The organism is Arsenicicoccus sp. UBA2120 (assembly GCF_002330965.1).
Taxonomy (GTDB): domain Bacteria; phylum Actinomycetota; class Actinomycetes; order Actinomycetales; family Dermatophilaceae; genus Arsenicicoccus; species Arsenicicoccus bolidensis.
The window spans coordinates 18,421-37,449 of the sequence record NZ_DCYC01000083.1; the positions used below are offsets into that span (position 1 = coordinate 18,421).

A 19,029-nucleotide genomic window follows, 5' to 3' on the forward strand; every position below is an offset into this window, starting at 1 on the left:
CTCACGGCGACGGTGTCGTCGCGCAGCACGGCCCCCGTGCGGGCGCGCCATGGGCACGCCCACCAGCGATCATGCCGGAACGGACAGATCCTCGCAGATGCCGTCGTCGGCGTGTCGGCTCCCGGTCGTGGGGGACGTCCAGGTCCCCCGTGCTGGCGCGGGCTGCCCCTGGTCACATTGTGATCACCGGCGCGCGTGTGCCTCGGGGGCCGGGAGGGGCGGTCCCGTAGCCTGCGGAGCATGGCGACCCGTGGCTCCACCAGCACCACACGCTCCACCTCGACGAGTCGTGGCGGATCGACGCGCCCCGGCTCGAGCAAGGGCGGCGCGACCCGCAAGCCTGCCCCGGGACGCACGCGCGACGGGGGTCTGCCGCTGCCCGTCAGGGCTCTGAGGGGCACCTGGATGGGGCTGGCCCATGTCGTCGGAGGGGGCGTGCGCAGCGTGGGACACGGAGCCGCAGACCTGGAGCCGGAGCACCGCCGCGACGGTGTCGGGTTCGCCCTGGTCGCCCTCGCGATCGTCGTCGCCGCGCGAGAGTGGTGGAACATGCCCGGCTGGCCCGGCGCGGTCGTCCACACGGTCGTCGCGGGCACCATCGGGTGCGTCGCGCTCGTCCTGCCCCTGGTCCTGCTGGGGTTCGGGCTGCGCGTGCTGCGCGCCCCGGACGACGGCCACGCCACCAACCGCATCGCCATCGGCTCGTTCGCCCTCCTGCTCGCCACCTGCGGGATCGTGCACATCGCCAAGGGCCTGCCCACGCCGAGCGGCAGCGCGGAGGAGATGCAGGCCGCCGGCGGCATCATCGGCTTCCTCGCCTCCAGCCCGCTGGCCGCAGCCGTGAGCATCTACGGCGCCGTCCCCATCCTCGTGCTGCTGGGGATCTTCGGCCTGCTCGTCGTGACGGCGACGCCCGTCCACCAGGTGGGTCCGCGGCTGCGGGGCGCCTACCTGCGGCTCTTCCACGGTGAGGGCGCCGAGAGCGACGGTGGTCACGACGGGACGCCCGGCCACGGCCAGGACCTGATGGCGCAGCGCGCCGGTGGGGCGACCCGGCGCCGCCGCGGCCGGACCGACGCCGACCTCGACGAGCGTGCCGGTGACGAGGCCTACGAGCAGGCCGCCGTGGTCGAGCCGACCGGCCGGTCCGCCCGTCCCGGCCTGCGGCCCGGGCAGAAGCGCCCCGTCGGCGCCGAGGCCGAGGCCCTGCGTCGCGCCCGCGACAACGCCGCGGCCCAGGGGCACGCGCCCACCGCGGATGGCTCTCAGGGTCCAGCGGATTCCACCGATCCCACTGTGCTCCACGACGCCGCCGGTGTCCCTGGAGCGCGGCGCACCGAGGGCGCCCGCCCCGCCGCCTCTGCGCCGGTCCCGAGCAAGCCGCAGCTGGAGGCGCCGCCGACCGAGCCGCTGCCGCAGCGGGTCGAGCAGCTGGCCCTCGCCGGCGACATCACCTATCACCTGCCCGAGGACTCGATCCTCAAGCCCGGCCCTCCCCACAAGGAGCGCAGCGCCGCCAACGACCGCGTCGTCGACGCCCTCACCGGCGTGCTCGACCAGTTCGACATCGACGCCCAGGTCACGGGGTTCACCCGCGGCCCCACGGTCACGCGGTACATCGTGGAGCTGGGGCCCGGGGTCAAGGTCGAGCGCATCACGGCGCTGTCCAAGAACATCGCCTACGCGGTGGCGAGCGCGGACGTGCGCATCCTGTCGCCCATCCCCGGCAAGTCCGCCATCGGCGTGGAGATCCCCAACACCGACCGCGAGAACGTCTGCCTCGGCGACGTCCTGCGCTCCCAGGTGGCGCGCAACAACACCCACCCGATGGTCATGGGCGTCGGCAAGGACGTCGAGGGCGGCTATGTCATCGCCAACCTCGCCAAGATGCCGCACATGCTCGTGGCCGGAGCGACCGGCGCGGGCAAGTCGAGCTTCGTGAACTCGCTGATCACCTCGATCCTCATGCGGTCGACCCCGGACGAGGTCCGGATGATCCTGGTGGACCCCAAGCGCGTCGAGCTGACGGCATACGACGGCATCCCGCACCTGATCACCCCGATCATCACCAACCCCAAGAAGGCCGCCGAGGCGCTGCAGTGGGTCGTGCGCGAGATGGACCAGCGCTACGACGACCTCGCGAACTTCGGCTTCAAGCACGTCGACGACTTCAACAAGGCGGTGCGCGCCGGTCAGGTCAAGCCGCCGGCCGGGTCGGAGCGGGAGATCCACCCCTACCCCTACCTCCTGGTCATCGTCGACGAGCTCGCCGACCTGATGATGGTCGCCCCGCGCGACGTGGAGGAGTCGATCGTCCGGATCACCCAGCTGGCGCGCGCCGCGGGCATCCACCTCGTGCTGGCGACCCAGCGTCCCTCCGTGGACGTCGTCACCGGCCTGATCAAGGCCAACGTCCCCAGCCGGATGGCGTTCGCCACCTCCTCGCTCGCCGACTCCCGCGTCGTCCTCGACCAGCCGGGCGCCGAGAAGCTCATCGGTCAGGGCGACGCGCTCTTCCTGCCGATGGGCGCCTCCAAGCCGATGCGCGTCCAGGGCGCCTGGGTCACCGAGTCCGAGATCAGCGAGGTGGTCAAGCGCGTCACTGAGCAGCTCAAGCCGAGCTATCGCGAGGACGTCGCGGTCGTGGCGCCCACCAAGCAGATCGACGACGACATCGGCGACGACCTCGACCTGCTGCTGCAGGCCACCGAGCTGGTCGTGACGACGCAGTTCGGCTCGACCTCGATGCTGCAGCGCAAGCTGCGCGTCGGCTTCGCCAAGGCGGGCCGGCTCATGGACCTGCTCGAGTCCCGCGGCGTCGTGGGCCCCTCCGAGGGCTCCAAGGCGCGCGACGTGCTCATCAAGCCGGACGACCTGCCCACGACGCTCGCCGTCATGCGCGGGGACGAACCCCCGGCAGCCCCCGTGGCAGCCGCGCCCGTGGCCGGTCCTGCGGCTGGCGGTGACCGGTATGCCGGAGCGAGCGACGACATGGCGACCGGCCGCGTCGTCGAGGGTGAGGGCGACGAGGAGTCCGAGGACGCCTGGGCGCTGACCGATCGCGGCTCCGAGCGCTACTGACGCCGCGTGACCGCGTCGAGGACGCGCAGGACGTTGCGGTGGGTCAGGGCTTCCAGGTCGGTCCGGCTCCACCCCCGCGCCTCGAGGACGGCGAGCAGGGCGGGATAGGTGCTGACGTCACCGAGCCCCGCGGCGACCAGCGGCGTCCCGTCGTAGTCCGCCCCGATGCCGATGTGCTCCACGCCGACGAGCTCGCGGACGTGCTCGACGTGGGCGGCCACGTCGTCGATCCCGGCGGCCCGCTCGTCCGCGGCGACGAACTTCGGCACGAACGGGATGCAGCACACCCCACCGGTCGCGGCCGCCGCCACCAGGACGTCGTCCGGGACGTTGCGGACGTGATCGGTGACGGCGCGCGCCCCCGAGTGGGTGAACAGCACCGGGTTGGCGGTGGTGGCGAGCGCATCGCGCATGGTGTCGGCCGAGACGTGGGACAGGTCGACGATCATCCCTAGCCGGTCCAGCTCGCGGACGACCTCGTGGCCGTATGCCGACAACCCGTGGTGCACGGGCACGTCCGTGGCGCTGTCGGCCCAGGGGGTGTTGTCGTTGTGCGTGAGCGTGAGGTAGCGCGCCCCCATGGCGTGCAGGACCCGCAGGACGCCGAGGGAGGACCCGATCGAGTGGCCGCCCTCGACGCCGATCAGTGACGCGAGACGCCCGTCCGCCCAGGCCGCCTCGACGCCCGGGACGTCGACGGCGAGGGCGAGGCGGTCGGCATACGAGGCGATCATGCGGCGCACCAGGTCGAGCTGGTCGAGGGTGGCGACCACGGCCTCGGGCTCGGGCAGGGCGCAGGAGACGTAGACCGACCAGAACTGACCACGCAGGCCGCCACGCGACGCCCTGGCCCAGTCGGTGTGGAGCGTGGGCTGGTCGGCGCGCAGGTCCACCGCCGTCGAGTCGCCCGCCCACCGCTCGCGCAGCTGCCACGGCAGGTCGTTGTGGGTGTCGAGCACGGGCAGAGGGTTCGTCGCCAGGTCGGGCATGCCGCCATTCAACCGCAGGGCAACTAGGGTTGACCCATGACCTCCCAGCCGATCGAGACCGACCTGCAGCCCTCCCGGACGGTGGCGGTCGTGACGCTCGGGTGCGCGCGCAACGAGGTGGACTCCGAGGAGCTCGCCGGTCGACTGGCCGACGGGGGCTGGGTCCTCGTCGAGGACGCCGGGGACGCGGATGTCGCCGTCGTCAACACCTGCGGGTTCGTCGAGCAGGCCAAGAAGGACTCGATCGACGCCCTCCTCGAGGCGTCCGACCTCAAGGAGAACGGCCGCACGCAGAAGGTCGTGGCCGTGGGCTGCCTGGCCGAGCGCTACGGCAAGGAGCTGGCCGACCAGCTGCCCGAGGCCGACGCGGTGCTGGGCTTCGACTCCTACACCGACATGAGCTCGCACCTGCGCGCCATCCTCGCGGGGAGCACGCCCGAGGCCCACACGCCCGGCGACCGGCGCCGCCTGCTGCCGCTGTCCCCGGTGGACCGCCAGGCCGCCTCCACGGGTGTCGCCCTGCCGGGCCACGGCGCCGACGCCGTCCACCACGGCGTCGCACAGGTGCCGGACCTGCCCGAGGGCGTCGCGCCCGACAGCGGCCCGCGCGTGGTGCGCCGTCGCCTCGACGGGCGCCCCTGGGCACCCCTCAAGATCGCCTCCGGCTGCGACCGGCGCTGCGCCTTCTGCGCGATCCCGGCCTTCCGGGGGTCGTTCGTGTCCCGCCGCCCCGCCGACGTCCTGGCCGAGGCTCGCTGGCTGGTCGACCAGGGCGTGCGCGAGGTCTTCCTCGTCTCCGAGAACTCCACGTCCTACGGCAAGGACCTCGGTGACCTGCGGCTGCTCGAGTCCCTGGTCGAGTCGCTCGGCGAGGTCGAGGGGCTTCCGCGCATCCGCGTCTCCTACCTCCAGCCCGCCGAGATCCGACCCGGTCTGATCGAGACGCTGCTCGCCGTGCCGACCGTGGTGCCCTACTTCGACATCTCCTTCCAGCACGCCAGCGAGCCGGTGCTGCGCCGGATGCGGCGGTTCGGGTCCACCGAGGCCTTCCTCGCGCTGGTCGAGCAGATCCGGGCGATCCGGCCCGACGCCGGCATCCGGTCCAACGTCATCGTGGGCTTCCCCGGCGAGACCGAGGACGACGTGGCCGAGCTGGAGCGCTTCCTCACGGCGGCGCGGCTCGACGTCGTCGGCGTCTTCGGCTACTCCGACGAGGACGGCACCGAGGCCGAGGGCTACGCCGACAAGGTCGACGAGGACGTCGTCGCCGAGCGCGTGGCCCGCGTGCAGTCGCTGGTCGACGAGCTCATGGCCCAGCGGGCCGAGGAGCGGGTCGGGTCCGTGGTCGAGGTGCTGGTCGAGTCCGTGGAGCGAGCGGACGGCGATTCTGCTGGCGACACTGATGCTGGTGCTGACGCTGAGGTGGAGGTTCAGGGTGTCGGCGGCGAGGTCGAGGTGGTCGGGCGCTCGCCCTTCCAGGGCCCCGACGTCGACGGCGTGACCCTGCTGTCGTATGCCGACGGCGCGACCCTGCCTCGCGTGGGTGACCTCGTCCGCGCCACGGTGGTGGCCAGCGAGGGCGTCGACCTCGTGGCCGAGCCTGTGGCAGAGCCGCTGCCGGCGGAGCCTCCGACGCAGCAGGCACCCGAGCCGCTGGAGCCGGGGGCGGAGCGGTGAGCGCGCCCGTCACGCCCGGCGGACGCGCTCCGCAGCGGCATGTCAGCAACTGGAACATCGCCAACGCGCTGACCATGCTGCGCATCCTGCTCGTCCCGGTGTTCGTGTGGCTGCTCATGCGCCAGGGCGGTCTGGACGCGAGCGACCGGTGGTGGGCCTGGGGTGTCTTCGTCCTGGCCTCGATCACCGACAAGATCGACGGCGACCTGGCGCGCTCTCGAGGCCTGATCACCGACTTCGGCAAGCTCGCGGACCCGATCGCCGACAAGGCCCTCATGGGCGCCGGCCTCATCTGCCTGTCGCTGGTCGGCGACGTGTGGTGGTGGGTGACGATCGTCATCCTCGTGCGCGAGATCGGCATCACCCTGCTGCGCTTCGTGGTCATCCGCTACGGCGTGATGGCGGCCAGCCGCGGCGGCAAGCTCAAGACCATGCTGCAGGCCGTCGCTCTCGGCATGTACGTCCTGCCCGGCAACGACCTGTGGCACTGGGCCTGCGCCGTCGTCATGGCTGCGGCCCTCGTGGTCACCGTCGTCACCGGCGTCGACTACCTCCTCGCCGCGCACCGGCTGCGCCGCGACGCGCGCCGCGGCGGCGGGGTGTGACGGCGGTCAGGGAGGTGGACCTGGCGTCGCGGCTGATCGCCCGGCTGGCCGATCGCGGGCTGACCGTCGCCACCGCCGAGTCGCTCACGGGCGGGCTCGTGGTCGCCGAGCTGGTGACCGTGCCGGGTGCGAGCGCCGTGGTGCGTGGCGGGGTGGTCGCCTATGCCTACGACGTCAAGGCGAGCGTGCTGGGCGTCGATGAGGACCTGCTGGCGGCCCGGGGCGCGGTCAACGACGACGTCGTCCGGGAGCTGGCCGAGGGCGCGCGTCGGGTCTGCCGGTCGGACGTCGGGCTGGCCACCACCGGAGTGGCAGGACCGGACCCCGCCGACGGTGAACCGGTCGGGACCGTCTATGTCGCCGTGGCCGACGAGCACGGTTGCGCGTCGTGGCGACTGGCGCTCGCGGGGGACCGCGCGGCGATCCGCGCCGCGACGGTGCAGACCGTCATCGGACGAGCCCTGGAACGTCTCGGCTGAGTCGGGTGTTGTCCAGGGAGTGCTCTGACGGGGCTGCTCCGACCGAGGGGCGACCGCATGGCAGCACGGCCGCCGCAGGGCGGGCACGCTATCGTGGGCCTCGGATGTCCGTGCGGGTGAGAAGGGAGCGAGAGATGATCCTGCTGCGTCGTGAGCTGGGCCAGGTCCTGCGCGACCGCCGACGCTCGCTCGGTCGCACCCTGCGTGACGTGTCGGCGTCCGCCAAGGTCTCCCTCGGCTACCTGTCCGAGGTCGAGCGTGGCGAGAAGGAAGCGTCCTCCGAGCTAATCTCCTCGATCTGCGCCGCCCTGGACGTGCCCCTGTCGGTCGTCCTCGGCGACGTGTCCACCCGGGTCGCGGCCTCCGAGCGGATGTCCCGGACCGTGCCCCTCCCCGTGGGTGCCGAGCGCGTGGGGGCCGAGCGCGTGGGGTCCGAGCGCGAGCCGGCCACGGCGACCGCCCGCTCCGCGGCGTGACCTACCCCAGGTAGTCACATCGACCGGCCTTCGCACGCCAGGCTGATGGACCTACCCCAGGTAGTCACATCGACCGGCCTTCGCACGCCAGGCCGATGTGACCGAGGCCGGTCGATGTGATCAACCCCGGCCGGTTTCTGCTGCGGTGCCTGCTCGACGTCCGGCCAGCGCCGCATCATCCGTTGCGGCTCGGCCCGCTCCGCCCCTCGCCGAGCGGACGCTGCCGTCGACCGTCGTCGTCCGGCCCCAGACCGCCCTGGCACACCGGGCAGTAGAACATCGCCCGGTCCTGCGGCGGCTCCCCGATGCGCGACAGCCGGACCGGCCCCCCACAGCCCCGACAGGGCAGGGCGCTGCGCCCGTGGACGAGCATCTCCTGACCTGGCACCAACGACCCTGTCGAGGTGGACTGCCGGAGCAGCTTGCTGCCATCGACCAACCTTTGCACCCGGGTGACGATGGCCCGCAGCTGGCCCGGGCCGAGCTCGCCGACGGGTGTCCACGGCCACACACGCTCCAGGTGCAGCACCTCCGCGTCCCACATCGTGCCGACGCCGGCGAGGTTGCGCTGGTCGAGCAGCGCCGCCCCGATGTGCCGGTCCGGGCGGCGCAGCAGGTTGGTGACGGCGACCTCGGGGTCCCAGTCGGGGCCGAGCAGGTCAGGGCCGAGATGTCCGACGAGGCGGCCTTCGTCGGCCGTGCGGACGAGGTCGATCATCCCGAGCTTGGTGCCGATCGCCGTGGCCGTCTCGCAGCCCACGACGGCGCGCACGTCCGTGTCCCGCAGGTGCCGCAGCGTCAGCCGCGCGGGGTCGTGCGTGCGCCACGACCCGTCCATCCGCAGGTGCGAGTGCAGCGTGAGCCCGTCGTCGAGCCGGTGCAGGATGTGCTTGCCGCGCGGGACGACCTCGACCGTGGTGCGCCCCCGCAGGTCGGCGGTGGCCAGCGAGGGCCAGCGCAGGTCGCAGTCGGTGACCACGCGCCCGGCCAGCGCCCGGTGGAGGCGCCGGGCGGTGCGCCATACGGCATCTCCCTCGGGCATGGGCTGATCCTGGCACGACCGGTCGTATGCCGGGAGCCCGGCGCGTCGCGGGGCTCAGGCGTCGGGCTGGAACCCGATCAGCCAGTGCAGCCCGAACCGGTCGATCACCTGCCCGTCCCAGTCGCCCCACGGGCGTCGCTGCAGGTCGTCGACGACGGTGCCACCGTCCGCGAGGGCGTCGAACCATCGCCGCGAGGTGTCGGGGTCGCCGGCACCGAGCAGGGCCAGCATGAGGCCGGTCGTGTGCACGGGGTCCTCGCCGTCGGCTGCGTCCGACCCGAAGATCGTGATCGGACCGGTCAGCTGGCCGTGCCCGATCGCGTCGAGGGGCTCGTCGGTGCGCTGGAGGTCGCCGCGGGTGTGCAGGCTCAGCTCCCCGCCAAAGATCCGCTGGTAGGCGCTGAGCGCCTCTCGGGTCGTGCCGGGGAACGTGACGTAGGGGGAGGGAGCGCTCATGTGGACACCGTACACACCCAGCGGGCAGAAGGGGAGGGCCGGCGTCGAATCAGCCCTGGACGAGGCAGAAGGGGTGACCCGCTGGGTCGAGGTAGACGCGGAAGTCGCCCTCCTGCGTGGGCTGGTGCTCGTGCACCCGTGCGCCGAGCTCGAGGACGCGCGGCTCGGCGGCATCGATGGCAGGGACGCTCAGGTCCAGGTGGAACTGCTGCGGGTGTGCGCCACCGGGCCAGGTCGGGGCGACGTAGTCGTCGATGCGCTGGAAGGCCAGTGTCGCTCGCCCGTCCGGGTTGTCCTTCGAGACCCCGCCGCCCGGGGGGACGAGGTTGACCCAGTCGCGGTCGGCGCCGTCCTCCAGCTCGTAGCCGAGCAGGGCGCCGTAGAAGCGACCGAGCTCGAGGGCGTCTGGGCAGTCCAGGACGATGAGGTCGAGCTTGGGGGTGATGTCCATGGCAGGACCGTAGCGACGATTGCGGACGGCTCGCGTCCGGTAGCCGCGATCAACGGGGCCGCTCCGGGGGATAGGTGGGATAGGTGACCGAGGTGCCCTCGACATGGGCGAAGGAGGTGAGCGTGTGCTCGCTCGTCCTGGCCGGGCCCATGATGTCGACGACCTGCACCCCGCGGACCACAAGTGCGTCGGCCACGAGCGAGCGGTGGCACCGCCAGGGCACGGCCTCGGCGCACATGATGGCCGTCCGGCGCTCGCCCGCCAGGTCCACGAGATCGTCCACCGCCGCACCGAACTCGGGCGTCTGCATGTAGTCGGCGTAGCCGCGGAAGGACGCGTTGCGCCAGGCTCCGTTGACCGACTCCGGCACCCCCTTGCGCAGGCCGCCCAGATCCTTGCGATAGACGTACCGGACTCCGTGCTCCGGGAGCGAGCTCTCGAGGGCGTTCTGGGAGTACTGCGGGTTGTGGCGTGACCCCGGCACCGTGCGGATGTCGACCAGCTGGGTGATGTCGTGCTCGCGCAGCAGCCCGACGAGCTCCTCGATGGGGCGTGTCGAGTGCCCGACGGTCCAGATCGTCATGCGCCGAGCCCTGTCCAGCCCGTGTGCGGCCTCCATCCTGGCGTCGTCGCGAGCGGTGGAGCCGGCTCTGCTCGGTCGTCCCACGGTGTCACCGGCGCAGCCGCAGCCCGCGGGGGGTGTGGTGGAAGCCCGCGTCGGCCAGCGCCTGGACCAGGGGGTGGTCGGACCCGAGGAGCGCGGCGCCGTCGGCGCGCTCGACGCTGAGCCTGCCGAGCGCCCCACGATGCACCACGTCGGCCAGGGCCTTGGCGGCAGCGCCGAGGTCGGCGGGGTCCTCGCTGAAGGACAGCAGCGTCTTGCCGCCCCGCTCCACGTAGAGCACGAGCCGCCCGTCGACCAGGACGACGAGGGCGCCGGCCTTGCGTGCTGGACGATGCCTGCCGGCGTCGTCGGGACGCTCCGGCCAGGGGAGCGCGGCGCCGTAGACGTTGGCGGGGTCGGTGGCGGCCAGGACCAGGGCGGGACGCGCAGGCTGGGCGCCGCGTCGCTGAGCGCTCACCGACCAGGCGTCGCCGAGGTGCGCGAGCGGGCTGGCCGGCAGGCCGGCGCCCTGCTGGCCACCGGCCGTGTCGTCCAGGACCCGGCTGCCGGCGCGCAGGCGGTCCACCGCTCCCGCGGTCGCGAACTGGGACCCGCCCAGACCTTCCACGAAGTAGCCGCGTCGGACGCGGCCCGCCTCCTCTGCGGCCGCGAGGACGCGATAGACCGAGGCGAAGCCGCCCACGACCTCCTCGGCCACCGCACTGCCTCGGGTGACCACGCCGTAGCGGTCGAGCAGCAGCTCCGCCTGGGCCCACGCGCGGACGGTCGCGTCGGTCTCGGTGGCCGGCAGGACGCTCCAGCGTCCGACGCCGCGAGGGTCGGTGATGCGGACGGCGGAGGCGGGCCGAGCCAGACCGCTGCGTGGACCGCCCCCGCGCAGGGTGCCGAGCGTGCCTCGCCGCCCGCCGCGTCCGGACCGAGGTCCGCTGCGGCGCGGCTTGTGCGCCGTGTGGCCACCGTCGAGCAGGCCCCGCACGGCGGTGAACGTGTCGCCGGTGACGTGCCCACCCCAGACCAGGGCCCACAGGTCGTCGACGACCGTGGCGTCGGTGCCGCGTCCGAGAGCCGCGGCGAGGCCGGTGACGAAGTGTGCCCCGCCCAGCCGCAGGTGCTCGAGCAGCGCCAGCTGCTCGGCGCTGAGATCGGCGTCCGGGCCGGGGGCGGCCAGGGTCAGGTGGGAGGTGTCGGCCAGGTGCAAGGAGACCCAGCCGTCGTCTCCCGGCAGCGAGCCGTGGCCCTGCCACAGCACCTCACCGGTCGCCATCAGCTCGTCGAGCAGGGCAGGTGAGTAGTCGGGGACGCGGGCCGGCAGCACGAGCGTCTCCACGGCGCTGGCCGTCAGGCGCGCCCCGGCCAGCTGCTCCACGACCCGGGCCACGGCCTCGACGCCGCGGCTCCGGTCGCCGATGCCGTGCCAGGCGGGCACGAAGCGCGCCAGGTCGGTGACCGGGACCGGCTCGACCTCGGCGCGCAACGCGGCCAGCGAGCGGCGCCGCAGCGTGCGCAGGACCTGCACGTCGCAGTACTCGATCCCGTGCTGGCCACCACCGAGCTGCTCGGGCAGCAGCTCCCCCTCGACGAGCTGCCCGCGGCCTACCAGACGAGCCAGGGCGTGCGTGGCGACCGAGGTGCCGAGGCCGAAGGCCGCGGCGACGGCCGCGGCCGTGAACGGCCCGTGGGTGCGCGCGTAACGATGGACGAGCCCCCCGAGCGGGTCGTCGCCGCCGTCCAGCAGGCTGTCGGCGATGCCCGGAGGCACGGCCACCCCGAGCGCATCACGCAGCCGACCTGCGTCCTCGACGACGGCCCAGCGCTCCTCGTCGCTGATGCGGACCCGCACGACGCGGCGTGCCGACTCGAGTGCCTCCAGCCAGGTCGCGGCCTGCCCCTCGTCCGGGTAGGCGTCCTCGTCGACGACGGCGCAGCGTGCCGCGACCTCCGGGGTCGTCAACGGCCCCACGACGCGCAGGAGGTCGGCGACACCCTCGGCGTCCCGGCACCGTCGACCCGGCGAGAGTCGTTGCAGGTCGGCCTCCGTCGCCGTGATGACCTCGGGATCCAGGAGGTCCCGCAAGGAGCTGCCAGCGTCCTGGCCGAGCAGGTCCGACAGCAGGTCGGCGTCGAGGGAGAGCGCGGCGGCCCGGCGCTCGGCCAGGGGGGAGTCGCCCTCGTAAAGGTACTGGGCGACGTAGCCGAACAGCAGGCTCTTGGCGAACGGCGACGGCGTGGGCGTCTCGACCTCGACGACGCGGACGTCCCTCGACCGGACGCGCGTCATCAGGTCGATCAGGCCGGGGACGTCGAAGACGTCCTGGAGACACTCGCGCACGGCCTCGAGCACGATGGGGAAGGACGGGTAGCGGCTGGCCACCTCGAGCAGCTGGGCGGAGCGCTGCCGCTGCTGCCACAAGGCCTGGCGCTTGCCGGGCTGCCGCCTCGGCAGCAGCAGGGCGCGGGCGGCGCACTCCCGGAACCGCGCGGCGAACACGGCGGAGCCGCCGATCTCGGCCGTCACGAGGGCCCGCACGTCGTCCGGGTCGAGGGTGATCAGGTCGACGATCTCGCGGGTCCAGCCCGAGACGTCGCCAGCATCCCCGTCCGGCCCGTCGTGCCCGTCGAACGCATCGTCGAGGTCGGGCAGGCGCAGGATGATGCCGTCGTCGGCGTTCATCGCCTGCACGTCGTAGCCGAACCGCTCGCGGAAGCGGGCCGCCACGGCCAGAGCCCAGGGCGCGTGCACCTGCTGGCCGTAGGGGGAGTGGATCGCGATCCGCCAGTCCCCGATCTCGTCGCGGAAGCGCTCCACGACGACGGTCCGGTCGTCGGGCACCACGCCCGTCGCCTCGCGCTGCTCGCCGAGATAGTCGACGAGGTTGTCGGCCGCCCAGGCGTCCAGCCCGCCGTCGGACAGCCGTCGTATGGCGTCCTCCCGTGGCAGCCGGGAGAGCTCGCGCAGCTGTGCCCCCACCGCCGCACCGAGCTCGGCCGGGCGCCCGAGCTGGTCGCCCTTCCAGAACGGAAGCCGCCCGGGCTGGCCCGGGGCCGGGGTGACGAGCACCCGGTCGTGCGTGATGTCCTCGATCCGCCAGGCGGTCGAGCCGAGGGTGAAGACGTCGCCGACCCGCGACTCGTAGACCATCTCCTCGTCGAGCTCACCCACCCGTCGGCCGGGTCCGTCGCCGGTGGCGAGCATGACGGCATACAGCCCGCGGTCGGGGATGGTCCCGCCGCTGGTGACGGCCAGCCGCTGCGCACCGGGACGACCGGACACCGTGTCGGCGACGCGGTCCCAGACGATCCGGGGCCGCAGCTCGGCGAACTCGTCGCTGGGGTAACGCCCGGCGAGCATGTCGAGGGTGGCCTCGAGGACGGACCGGGGCAGGGACGCGTAGGGCGCCGCTCGCCGGACCAGCTGCTCGACGTCGCCCACGGTCCAGTCGTCCAGCGCGCACATGGCCACGATCTGCTGGGCGAGGACGTCGACGGGGTTGGCGGGGATGCGCAGCGCCTCGATCGCGCCGGCGCGCATGCGGTCGATGACCACGGCGGTCTGGACCAGGTCGGCGCGGTACTTGGGGAAGAACACGCCCCGGGAGACCGCCCCCACCTGGTGCCCGGCGCGGCCGACACGCTGCAGGCCGCTGGCCACGCTCGGGGGGCTCTCGACCTGGACCACGAGGTCCACCGCGCCCATGTCGATGCCGAGCTCGAGCGAGCTGGTGGCGACCACGGCGGGCAGGTGGCCGGACTTGAGAGCCTCCTCGATCTCCTGGCGGTGCTCCTTGCTCACGGATCCGTGGTGGGCCCGCGCCAGCACCGGTGCGGCGCCGTGGCTCTGCCCGGCCTGCCCCATGAGGTGCGCGGGGGTGCCGTGGGTGAGACGGGCAGGGGCGGGCAGACCGTCCGGGGCGATGGCGGCGGGCTCCGGCACACGGCCGTCCTCCTCCTCCTCGGCGGGCTCCGGCACACGGCCGTCCTCCTCCTCCTCGGCGGGCGAGAGCCGCTCCTCCCACAGCTCGTTGAGACGTGCGGTGAGGCGTTCGGCCAGCCGTCGTGAGTTGGCGAAGACGAGGGTCGAGCGCTGCTGGGCGACGAGGTCGACGATGCGTTCCTCGACGTGGGGCCACACCGAGGCGGCCCGGCGCGGGTCCGTGTCGCCGGGTCCGTCGAGGTCGACCGGCGCGGCGGCTCCGAGCTCGGCCAGGTCGGGGACCGGCACGACGACCTGCAGGTCCCACTCCTTGGTCGAGGGGGGCTGGACGACGCTGACGGGCCGACCGCCCGCGAGGTAGCGCGCCACCTCCTCGACCGGGCGCACGGTCGCCGACAGGCCGACGCGGGTCGCGGGACGGTCCAGCAGGGCGTCGAGGCGCTCGAGGGACAGGGCGAGATGGGCCCCGCGCTTGGTGCCGGCGACGGCGTGGACCTCGTCGAGGATCACCGTCTCGACCCCGCGCAGGCTCTCTCGCGAGGCGGACGTGAGCAGCAGGAAGAGCGACTCGGGGGTGGTGATCAGCACGTCGCTCGGGCGGCGTTGGAAGGCGCGGCGGTCGGCGGCCGGGGTGTCCCCGCTGCGCACCGACACCGTCACCTCGGGGGGCGGGACGCCCAGCCTGCGAGCGGCGTGCTCGATGCCGACCAGGGGCGAGCGGAGGTTGCGCTCGACGTCGACGGCGAGCGCCTTCATCGGGGAGACGTAGAGGACGCGGCAGCGGCGCAGGGGGTCCTCGGGCGGCGGGGTCGCTCCCACCTGGTCCAGCGCCCACAGGAACGCGGCCAGGGTCTTGCCCGACCCGGTGGGGGCGACGACGAGGGTGTGCTGACCGGTCGACACGGCCTCCCACGCTCCGGTCTGGGCCGGGGTGGGCGCGGGGAAGCTGCTCCGGAACCACGCGCGGGTGGCGGGGGAGAAGCGGTCGAGGACGTCGCTGGTCATGGTGCGTCCAAGAGTGCCACGGGGGTCCGACATACCCCTGCTGCCCACGGCGCGACGACGAGGAGGTCCCCGACCAGCCGGCCGGGGACCTCCTCGATGGTGCTGCGCTCGGGCGTGGTGCCCGTGCTCGTGTCAGCGGCGGGTGTCGTCACCCAGGCCGTCGCGACGCGTGCCGCCGAGGCCGTCACGATCGGTGTCGGTGGTGCGGATCGCGGTGTCGCGGTCGACGTTGCTGTGGGTGACGTTGGTGTCGTGGTGCGTGCCCACGTGCTCGGTGCGGGTGTTGCGGTGGTCCACGTGGTCAGCGGTGTGGACCTCGTGCTTCTTGTTCTTCTTGAGCAGGCCGGCCAGGCCCAGCAGGCCGAGGAGGCCCCACAGGCCGGTCTTGTCGGACTCGGTCGTGGTGGTGGTCGTGGTGACCGAGGTGCTCGGCGAGGGCGTGGCCGTGTCGGCCATGGCGGCACCCGCGGGGACGACGGCGAAGGCCGTGGCGGCGACGGCGGTGAGGATGGTCTTGCGCATGATGATCAAACCTTTCGATCGGGGAGCGGGTCGACGGTGTCGTCGACGGAGCTGGAGGGGGACTGCTCAGTGAGAGCGGTCGTCGGTCCGGTTGGCCGTGGTGGCCTGGGTCGAGGTGGCACGCGTGGCGCCGGAGGCGCGACGCTGGTCGACCGCCTGCTTGCCCTTGAGCAGGCCGGCAAGGCCGAGGGCACCGAGGAGGCCGGCGAGGCCCCACATGCCGGAGTTGTCGTCGGCCACCTTGTCGTCGGCGGCGACGACGGTGACGCTGGGTGCGTGCTGGGCAGGCTGAGCAGCCATCGAGGGGGCAGCAGCGGCAGTGACCGAAGCGGCTCCGATCACGGCTGCGGCACCCAGGCGGGTCATGGTGCGGCGCATGATTTTCCTTTCGTCGTACGGTCGTTCGCTCTTTGTACTGCTTCATGTTTGCCAGGTGAGGGCAGGCTCATGCGGGAGGTTGGATGCGATCCATGTCATAGTCTGCGCGAGGTGTAACAGGTCACCCTGCGTACTCGTGCTGGTCACAGGCTCGGCGACTCCTGAGCGAACCGCGGCTTGCGTGACGCCGTTCGGGTGGCGAGTTGCACCTTCGTGACCTGAGCGACATGGTGTGCGGATGCGCCTGTCCGACCTCCGACGGCTCCTGGACGAGGAGTTCGGGCCCGGTTATGCCCCGACCGTGGCCGCCGACCACCGCATCTCCGGCCTCGGCAGCCGCACGGCGGACGAGGCCGTCGCCGACGGGGTCCAGCCACGCACCGTCTGGTTGGCCCTGTGCGACGACTTCGAGGTCCCGGAGTCCCGCCGGCTCGGACGCGATCGCCCGCTGCGGCGCGACGCACCGCTGGACTGACGCCCGCGAGCAGGTCGTATGCCGGGTCCCGCCGTCTCGGTAGGGTCGCCCCCATGACGACCGGCGCCGCATCCCGCACCACCCGACCGGACTGGGACGACTACTCCCTGGGGGTCGCGGACGCCGTCGCCGTGCGGGCCGACTGCCGACGTCGTCAGGTCGGGGCCGTCATCGTCTCGGAGGACCGCCGGATCATCTCGACCGGCTACAACGGCGCGCCCTCGGGGCACCCGGGCTGCCTGGACGGCCACTGCCCGCGCGGGCTGCTGACCTACGAGCAGACACGCGAGTTCACCGACTACGACACGGGCCCGGGCCGGTGCGTCGCCGTGCACGCCGAGGCCAACGCGCTGCTCTACGCCCGGGCGGACTGCCGCGGGGCGACGGCATACGTCACGGCCCGTCCGTGCCCGACCTGCCGCAAGCTCCTCGCCGGGGCCGGTGTGGTGCGCTCGCTGCACCGTGAGCCGGAGGGGCGCGTCATCGCGGACGACCTGTCCCGATCCATCGTGCTCTGACCGTCCCAGGGTCGCGCGACACGCAGCGCGCCAATGCCCGACATCGAAATTGTGTTCGGTAGAGTCATCCACAGGAGCTCCGGCCGAGCGCAGCATCGTCCACAGGTCGTCACGACCCAGGGAGGGTCTGTCAGTGGTGGCTCCTAGCGTCTGACCCGAGACATCAACCACGTCACGGGTTGCCGGTGGGCGCGATCCGACGAGAGACAAGGACAGCAGTCATGGCAGCAGTCACCCCCATCAAGGGTTCCAAGGCCCCGGCCGACCCCAAGGACGCGAAGTTCCAGGCGCTGTCCTCGGTCCTCGGGCAGATCGAGAAGTCGCACGGCAAGGGCGCGGTCATGCGCCTCGGCGACGACGTCCGGCCCCCGATCGAGGTCATCCCGACCGGGTCGATCGCCCTCGACGTGGCCCTCGGGATCGGCGGCCTCCCGCGCGGTCGTGTCATCGAGATCTACGGCCCCGAGTCCTCGGGAAAGACCACGGTCGCCCTGCACGCGGTGGCCAGCGCCCAGCGCAACGGCGGCATCGCCGCGTTCATCGACGCCGAGCACGCCCTCGACCCGGAGTACGCCAAGAAGCTCGGCGTCGACACGGATGCCCTGCTGGTGTCCCAGCCCGACACGGGTGAGCAGGCGCTGGAGATCGCGGACATGCTGATCCGCTCCGGCGCGCTCGACATCATCGTCATCGACTCCGTGGCGGCCCTGGTGCCCCGCGCCGAGATCGAGGGTGAGATGGGCGACAGCCACGTCGGCCTGCAGGCCCGCCTCATGAGCCAGGCGCTGCGCAAGATCACCGGTGCCCTGTCCACGAGCGGCACCACCGCGATCTTCATCAACCAGCTCCGCGAGAAGATCGGCGTCATGTTCGGCTCCCCCGAGACGACGACCGGTGGCAAGGCGCTGAAGTTCTACGCCTCGGTGCGCCTGGACGTCCGCCGCATCGAGACGCTCAAGGACGGCGCCGACGCGGTCGGCAACCGCACCCGCGTCAAGGTCGTCAAGAACAAGGTGAGCCCGCCGTTCAAGCAGGCCGAGTTCGACATCATCTACGGCGAGGGCATCTCGCGCGAGGGTGGCCTCATCGACATGGGGGTCGAGCAGGGCTTCGTCCGCAAGGCCGGCGCCTGGTACACCTACGAGGGCGACCAGCTCGGGCAGGGCAAGGAGAACGCCCGTCAGTTCCTCAAGGACCACCCCGAGGCCGCGGACGAGATCGAGCGCAAGATCAAGGAGAAGCTCGGCATCATCAAGCCGATCGATGCTCCCGTCTCCGAGATCCCCGCGGTCGAGCCCCCGGTCGAGTTCTGAGTCGTATGCCGGACCCCACCGCCCCAGGGCGTGGGAGCTGGAGCGGGGCCGCCTCGTGGGATCACACCCAGGAGACCGGCCCCGCTGCCGTCCCGACGCCCCTCGCTGCCGACCGACCGGATCTCGAGGCGCCCGTCCTCACCGACCGGTCAGATCCCGACGCCCTCGGTGCCGCCGATCGGTCAGTTCCGGACGCGAGGCTCGAACGCGCCCGCGAGGCCTTGGCGCGTGCGGAGTCCGGTGCGGCGCAGGGCGTTCCGGACTTCCTGCCCCGGGATGCGCAGGTCGCCCCCGCCACCTGGGAGGACCTGCGCACCGAGGGGCGTGAGGAAGCCAAGGCGCTGACCGCGCCGAAGGCGCCGAGGGCGCGTTCGGGGCGCGGCGGCGCGGCGATCGGCGGCAAGCGCGAACGATCCAAGCCCCGGCGCAGGGGCCGGGCCGAGGACCCGCCCGCGGAGGGCGCGGCTGCCGTCGACGCCGAGCCCGACCACGAGGACGTCGCGCGGCAGATCGTGCTGCGCCAGCTGGCCATGGCACCCCGCAGTCGCGCGCAGCTCGAGACCAAGCTCCGCCAGCGTGACTGCCCCGAGGACGTCATCACCCGCGTCCTCGACCGGATGACCGAGGTGGGGCTCGTGGACGACGAGGCCTACGCCGCCATGCTCGTCCGCTCGCAGCAGGCGACCAAGGGCCTGGCCAAGCGCGCCCTCGCTCACGAGCTGCGCAAGAAGGGCATCGACAAGGATCTGGCCGACGCTGCCCTGGACGAGGTCGATCCGGAGGAGGAGCGTCGCACCGCGCGCGAGCTGGTGGACAAGAAGCTGCGCTCGATGGGCGGCCTGACGGTGGAGGTCCAGACACGTCGCCTCGCCGGCATGCTCGCGCGCAAGGGTTACGGCTCGGGTGTGGCCTACTCCGTCATCCGCGACGCGATCGCGGACGCCCCGGAGCATCAGCGCGACTAGCCCTCGCAGCTGGGGTGGTGGTGGCGGCCGCGGAGGTGAAG

General features: G+C 72.8%; 17 protein-coding genes. 9 read left to right on the top strand and 8 right to left on the bottom strand.

Translation table 11 applies throughout. The annotated features are described in order from the left end of the window. The first annotated feature begins 240 nt into the window (after positions 1 to 240). Positions 241 to 3,081 (top strand): DNA translocase FtsK, encoded by a 2,841-nt coding sequence (locus tag B2P18_RS14130; protein ID WP_286961309.1) that lies wholly within the window; start codon positions 241 to 243, stop codon positions 3,079 to 3,081. Here the strand turns inward: B2P18_RS14130 and B2P18_RS14135 are convergent. Continuing rightward, positions 3,075 to 4,070, bottom strand: a complete 996-nt coding sequence (locus tag B2P18_RS14135; protein WP_286960801.1) for a dipeptidase — start codon at positions 4,068 to 4,070, stop codon at positions 3,075 to 3,077. The genes B2P18_RS14130 and B2P18_RS14135 overlap by 7 nt on opposite strands. Before the next feature lie 36 nt (positions 4,071 to 4,106). On the opposite strand from B2P18_RS14135, the gene rimO reads away from it, so the two are divergent. The 4 genes from rimO (at position 4,107) to B2P18_RS14155 (ending at position 7,307) form a co-directional block, all read left to right on the top strand. Then, the gene (gene rimO / locus B2P18_RS14140) at positions 4,107 to 5,747 is read left to right on the top strand and encodes a 30S ribosomal protein S12 methylthiotransferase RimO (protein ID WP_286961310.1); all 1,641 of its coding nucleotides are present in this window, start codon (positions 4,107 to 4,109) and stop codon (positions 5,745 to 5,747) included. Next, on the top strand, positions 5,744 to 6,352 hold the full coding sequence (pgsA, locus tag B2P18_RS14145) for a CDP-diacylglycerol--glycerol-3-phosphate 3-phosphatidyltransferase (protein ID WP_019284554.1): 609 nt from the start codon (positions 5,744 to 5,746) through the stop codon (positions 6,350 to 6,352). Before rimO ends, pgsA begins: the two co-directional genes overlap by 4 nt. Beyond that, complete coding sequence (locus B2P18_RS14150; RefSeq protein WP_239264715.1) at positions 6,349 to 6,831, top strand: CinA family protein; 483 nt, start codon at positions 6,349 to 6,351, stop codon at positions 6,829 to 6,831. The genes pgsA and B2P18_RS14150 overlap by 4 nt, the downstream gene beginning before the upstream one ends. A gap of 134 nt (positions 6,832 to 6,965) precedes the next feature. Further along, positions 6,966 to 7,307: a helix-turn-helix domain-containing protein gene (locus tag B2P18_RS14155; protein ID WP_286961312.1), complete on the top strand. Its 342-nt coding sequence runs from the start codon at positions 6,966 to 6,968 to the stop codon at positions 7,305 to 7,307. Between the two features lie 175 nt (positions 7,308 to 7,482). Here B2P18_RS14155 and B2P18_RS14160 read toward each other — a convergent pair whose 3' ends face one another. The 7 genes from B2P18_RS14160 to B2P18_RS14190 form a co-directional block, all read right to left on the bottom strand. Beyond that, complete coding sequence (locus B2P18_RS14160; RefSeq protein WP_019284556.1) at positions 7,483 to 8,349, bottom strand: DNA-formamidopyrimidine glycosylase family protein; 867 nt, start codon at positions 8,347 to 8,349, stop codon at positions 7,483 to 7,485. A gap of 54 nt (positions 8,350 to 8,403) precedes the next feature. Further along, complete coding sequence (locus B2P18_RS14165; protein ID WP_029211780.1) at positions 8,404 to 8,805, bottom strand: VOC family protein; 402 nt, start codon at positions 8,803 to 8,805, stop codon at positions 8,404 to 8,406. 49 nt (positions 8,806 to 8,854) lie between these two features. Next, entirely contained in the window at positions 8,855 to 9,256 is a 402-nt protein-coding gene (locus B2P18_RS14170) for a VOC family protein (protein WP_019284558.1), read from the bottom strand. Between the two features lie 49 nt (positions 9,257 to 9,305). After that, the gene (locus B2P18_RS14175) at positions 9,306 to 9,839 is read right to left on the bottom strand and encodes a DUF488 family protein (protein WP_239264718.1); all 534 of its coding nucleotides are present in this window, start codon (positions 9,837 to 9,839) and stop codon (positions 9,306 to 9,308) included. Positions 9,840 to 9,927: 88 nt separating this feature from the next. Continuing rightward, positions 9,928 to 14,817, bottom strand: a complete 4,890-nt coding sequence (locus B2P18_RS14180; protein WP_286961314.1) for an ATP-dependent helicase — start codon at positions 14,815 to 14,817, stop codon at positions 9,928 to 9,930. Between the two features lie 132 nt (positions 14,818 to 14,949). Beyond that, positions 14,950 to 15,339 (bottom strand): WGxxGxxG family protein, encoded by a 390-nt coding sequence (locus B2P18_RS14185; RefSeq protein WP_029211776.1) that lies wholly within the window; start codon positions 15,337 to 15,339, stop codon positions 14,950 to 14,952. Positions 15,340 to 15,405: 66 nt separating this feature from the next. Beyond that, positions 15,406 to 15,717 carry a WGxxGxxG family protein gene (locus B2P18_RS14190; protein WP_029211775.1) on the bottom strand — a complete coding sequence of 104 codons (312 nt, stop codon included), beginning with the start codon at positions 15,715 to 15,717 and terminating at the stop codon, positions 15,406 to 15,408. 238 nt (positions 15,718 to 15,955) lie between these two features. On the opposite strand from B2P18_RS14190, the gene B2P18_RS14195 reads away from it, so the two are divergent. The 4 genes from B2P18_RS14195 to B2P18_RS18775 all read left to right on the top strand — a co-directional run bounded on the left by B2P18_RS14195 (position 15,956) and on the right by B2P18_RS18775 (position 18,988). Then, a complete protein-coding gene (locus B2P18_RS14195; RefSeq protein ID WP_029211774.1) occupies positions 15,956 to 16,192 on the top strand; it encodes a DUF3046 domain-containing protein in 237 nt (78 codons plus the stop codon). A gap of 53 nt (positions 16,193 to 16,245) precedes the next feature. Beyond that, a complete protein-coding gene (locus B2P18_RS14200) occupies positions 16,246 to 16,710 on the top strand; it encodes a deoxycytidylate deaminase (RefSeq protein ID WP_286961315.1) in 465 nt (154 codons plus the stop codon). A gap of 221 nt (positions 16,711 to 16,931) precedes the next feature. After that, a complete protein-coding gene (recA, locus tag B2P18_RS14205; RefSeq protein WP_029211772.1) occupies positions 16,932 to 18,023 on the top strand; it encodes a recombinase RecA in 1,092 nt (363 codons plus the stop codon). A gap of 5 nt (positions 18,024 to 18,028) precedes the next feature. Then, positions 18,029 to 18,988 (top strand): regulatory protein RecX, encoded by a 960-nt coding sequence (locus B2P18_RS18775; RefSeq protein ID WP_313535129.1) that lies wholly within the window; start codon positions 18,029 to 18,031, stop codon positions 18,986 to 18,988. The last annotated feature ends 41 nt before the right edge of the window (positions 18,989 to 19,029 follow it).

What these genes read in the sequence shown, in the direction of transcription:
- B2P18_RS14130 (WP_286961309.1), top strand. Translation starts at nt 241, where the DNA reads ATGGCGACCCGTGGCTCCACCAGCACCACACGCTCCACCTCGACGAGT.
- B2P18_RS14135 (WP_286960801.1), bottom strand. Translation starts at nt 4,070, where the DNA reads ATGCCCGACCTGGCGACGAACCCTCTGCCCGTGCTCGACACCCACAAC.
- rimO (WP_286961310.1), top strand. Translation starts at nt 4,107, where the DNA reads ATGACCTCCCAGCCGATCGAGACCGACCTGCAGCCCTCCCGGACGGTG.
- B2P18_RS14155 (WP_286961312.1), top strand. Translation starts at nt 6,966, where the DNA reads ATGATCCTGCTGCGTCGTGAGCTGGGCCAGGTCCTGCGCGACCGCCGA.
- B2P18_RS14160 (WP_019284556.1), bottom strand. Translation starts at nt 8,349, where the DNA reads ATGCCCGAGGGAGATGCCGTATGGCGCACCGCCCGGCGCCTCCACCGG.
- B2P18_RS14165 (WP_029211780.1), bottom strand. Translation starts at nt 8,805, where the DNA reads ATGAGCGCTCCCTCCCCCTACGTCACGTTCCCCGGCACGACCCGAGAG.
- B2P18_RS14170 (WP_019284558.1), bottom strand. Translation starts at nt 9,256, where the DNA reads ATGGACATCACCCCCAAGCTCGACCTCATCGTCCTGGACTGCCCAGAC.
- B2P18_RS14175 (WP_239264718.1), bottom strand. Translation starts at nt 9,839, where the DNA reads ATGACGATCTGGACCGTCGGGCACTCGACACGCCCCATCGAGGAGCTC.
- B2P18_RS14180 (WP_286961314.1), bottom strand. Translation starts at nt 14,817, where the DNA reads ATGACCAGCGACGTCCTCGACCGCTTCTCCCCCGCCACCCGCGCGTGG.
- B2P18_RS14185 (WP_029211776.1), bottom strand. Translation starts at nt 15,339, where the DNA reads ATGCGCAAGACCATCCTCACCGCCGTCGCCGCCACGGCCTTCGCCGTC.
- B2P18_RS14190 (WP_029211775.1), bottom strand. Translation starts at nt 15,717, where the DNA reads ATGCGCCGCACCATGACCCGCCTGGGTGCCGCAGCCGTGATCGGAGCC.
- B2P18_RS14195 (WP_029211774.1), top strand. Translation starts at nt 15,956, where the DNA reads ATGCGCCTGTCCGACCTCCGACGGCTCCTGGACGAGGAGTTCGGGCCC.
- B2P18_RS14200 (WP_286961315.1), top strand. Translation starts at nt 16,246, where the DNA reads ATGACGACCGGCGCCGCATCCCGCACCACCCGACCGGACTGGGACGAC.
- recA (WP_029211772.1), top strand. Translation starts at nt 16,932, where the DNA reads ATGGCAGCAGTCACCCCCATCAAGGGTTCCAAGGCCCCGGCCGACCCC.
- B2P18_RS18775 (WP_313535129.1), top strand. Translation starts at nt 18,029, where the DNA reads ATGCCGGACCCCACCGCCCCAGGGCGTGGGAGCTGGAGCGGGGCCGCC.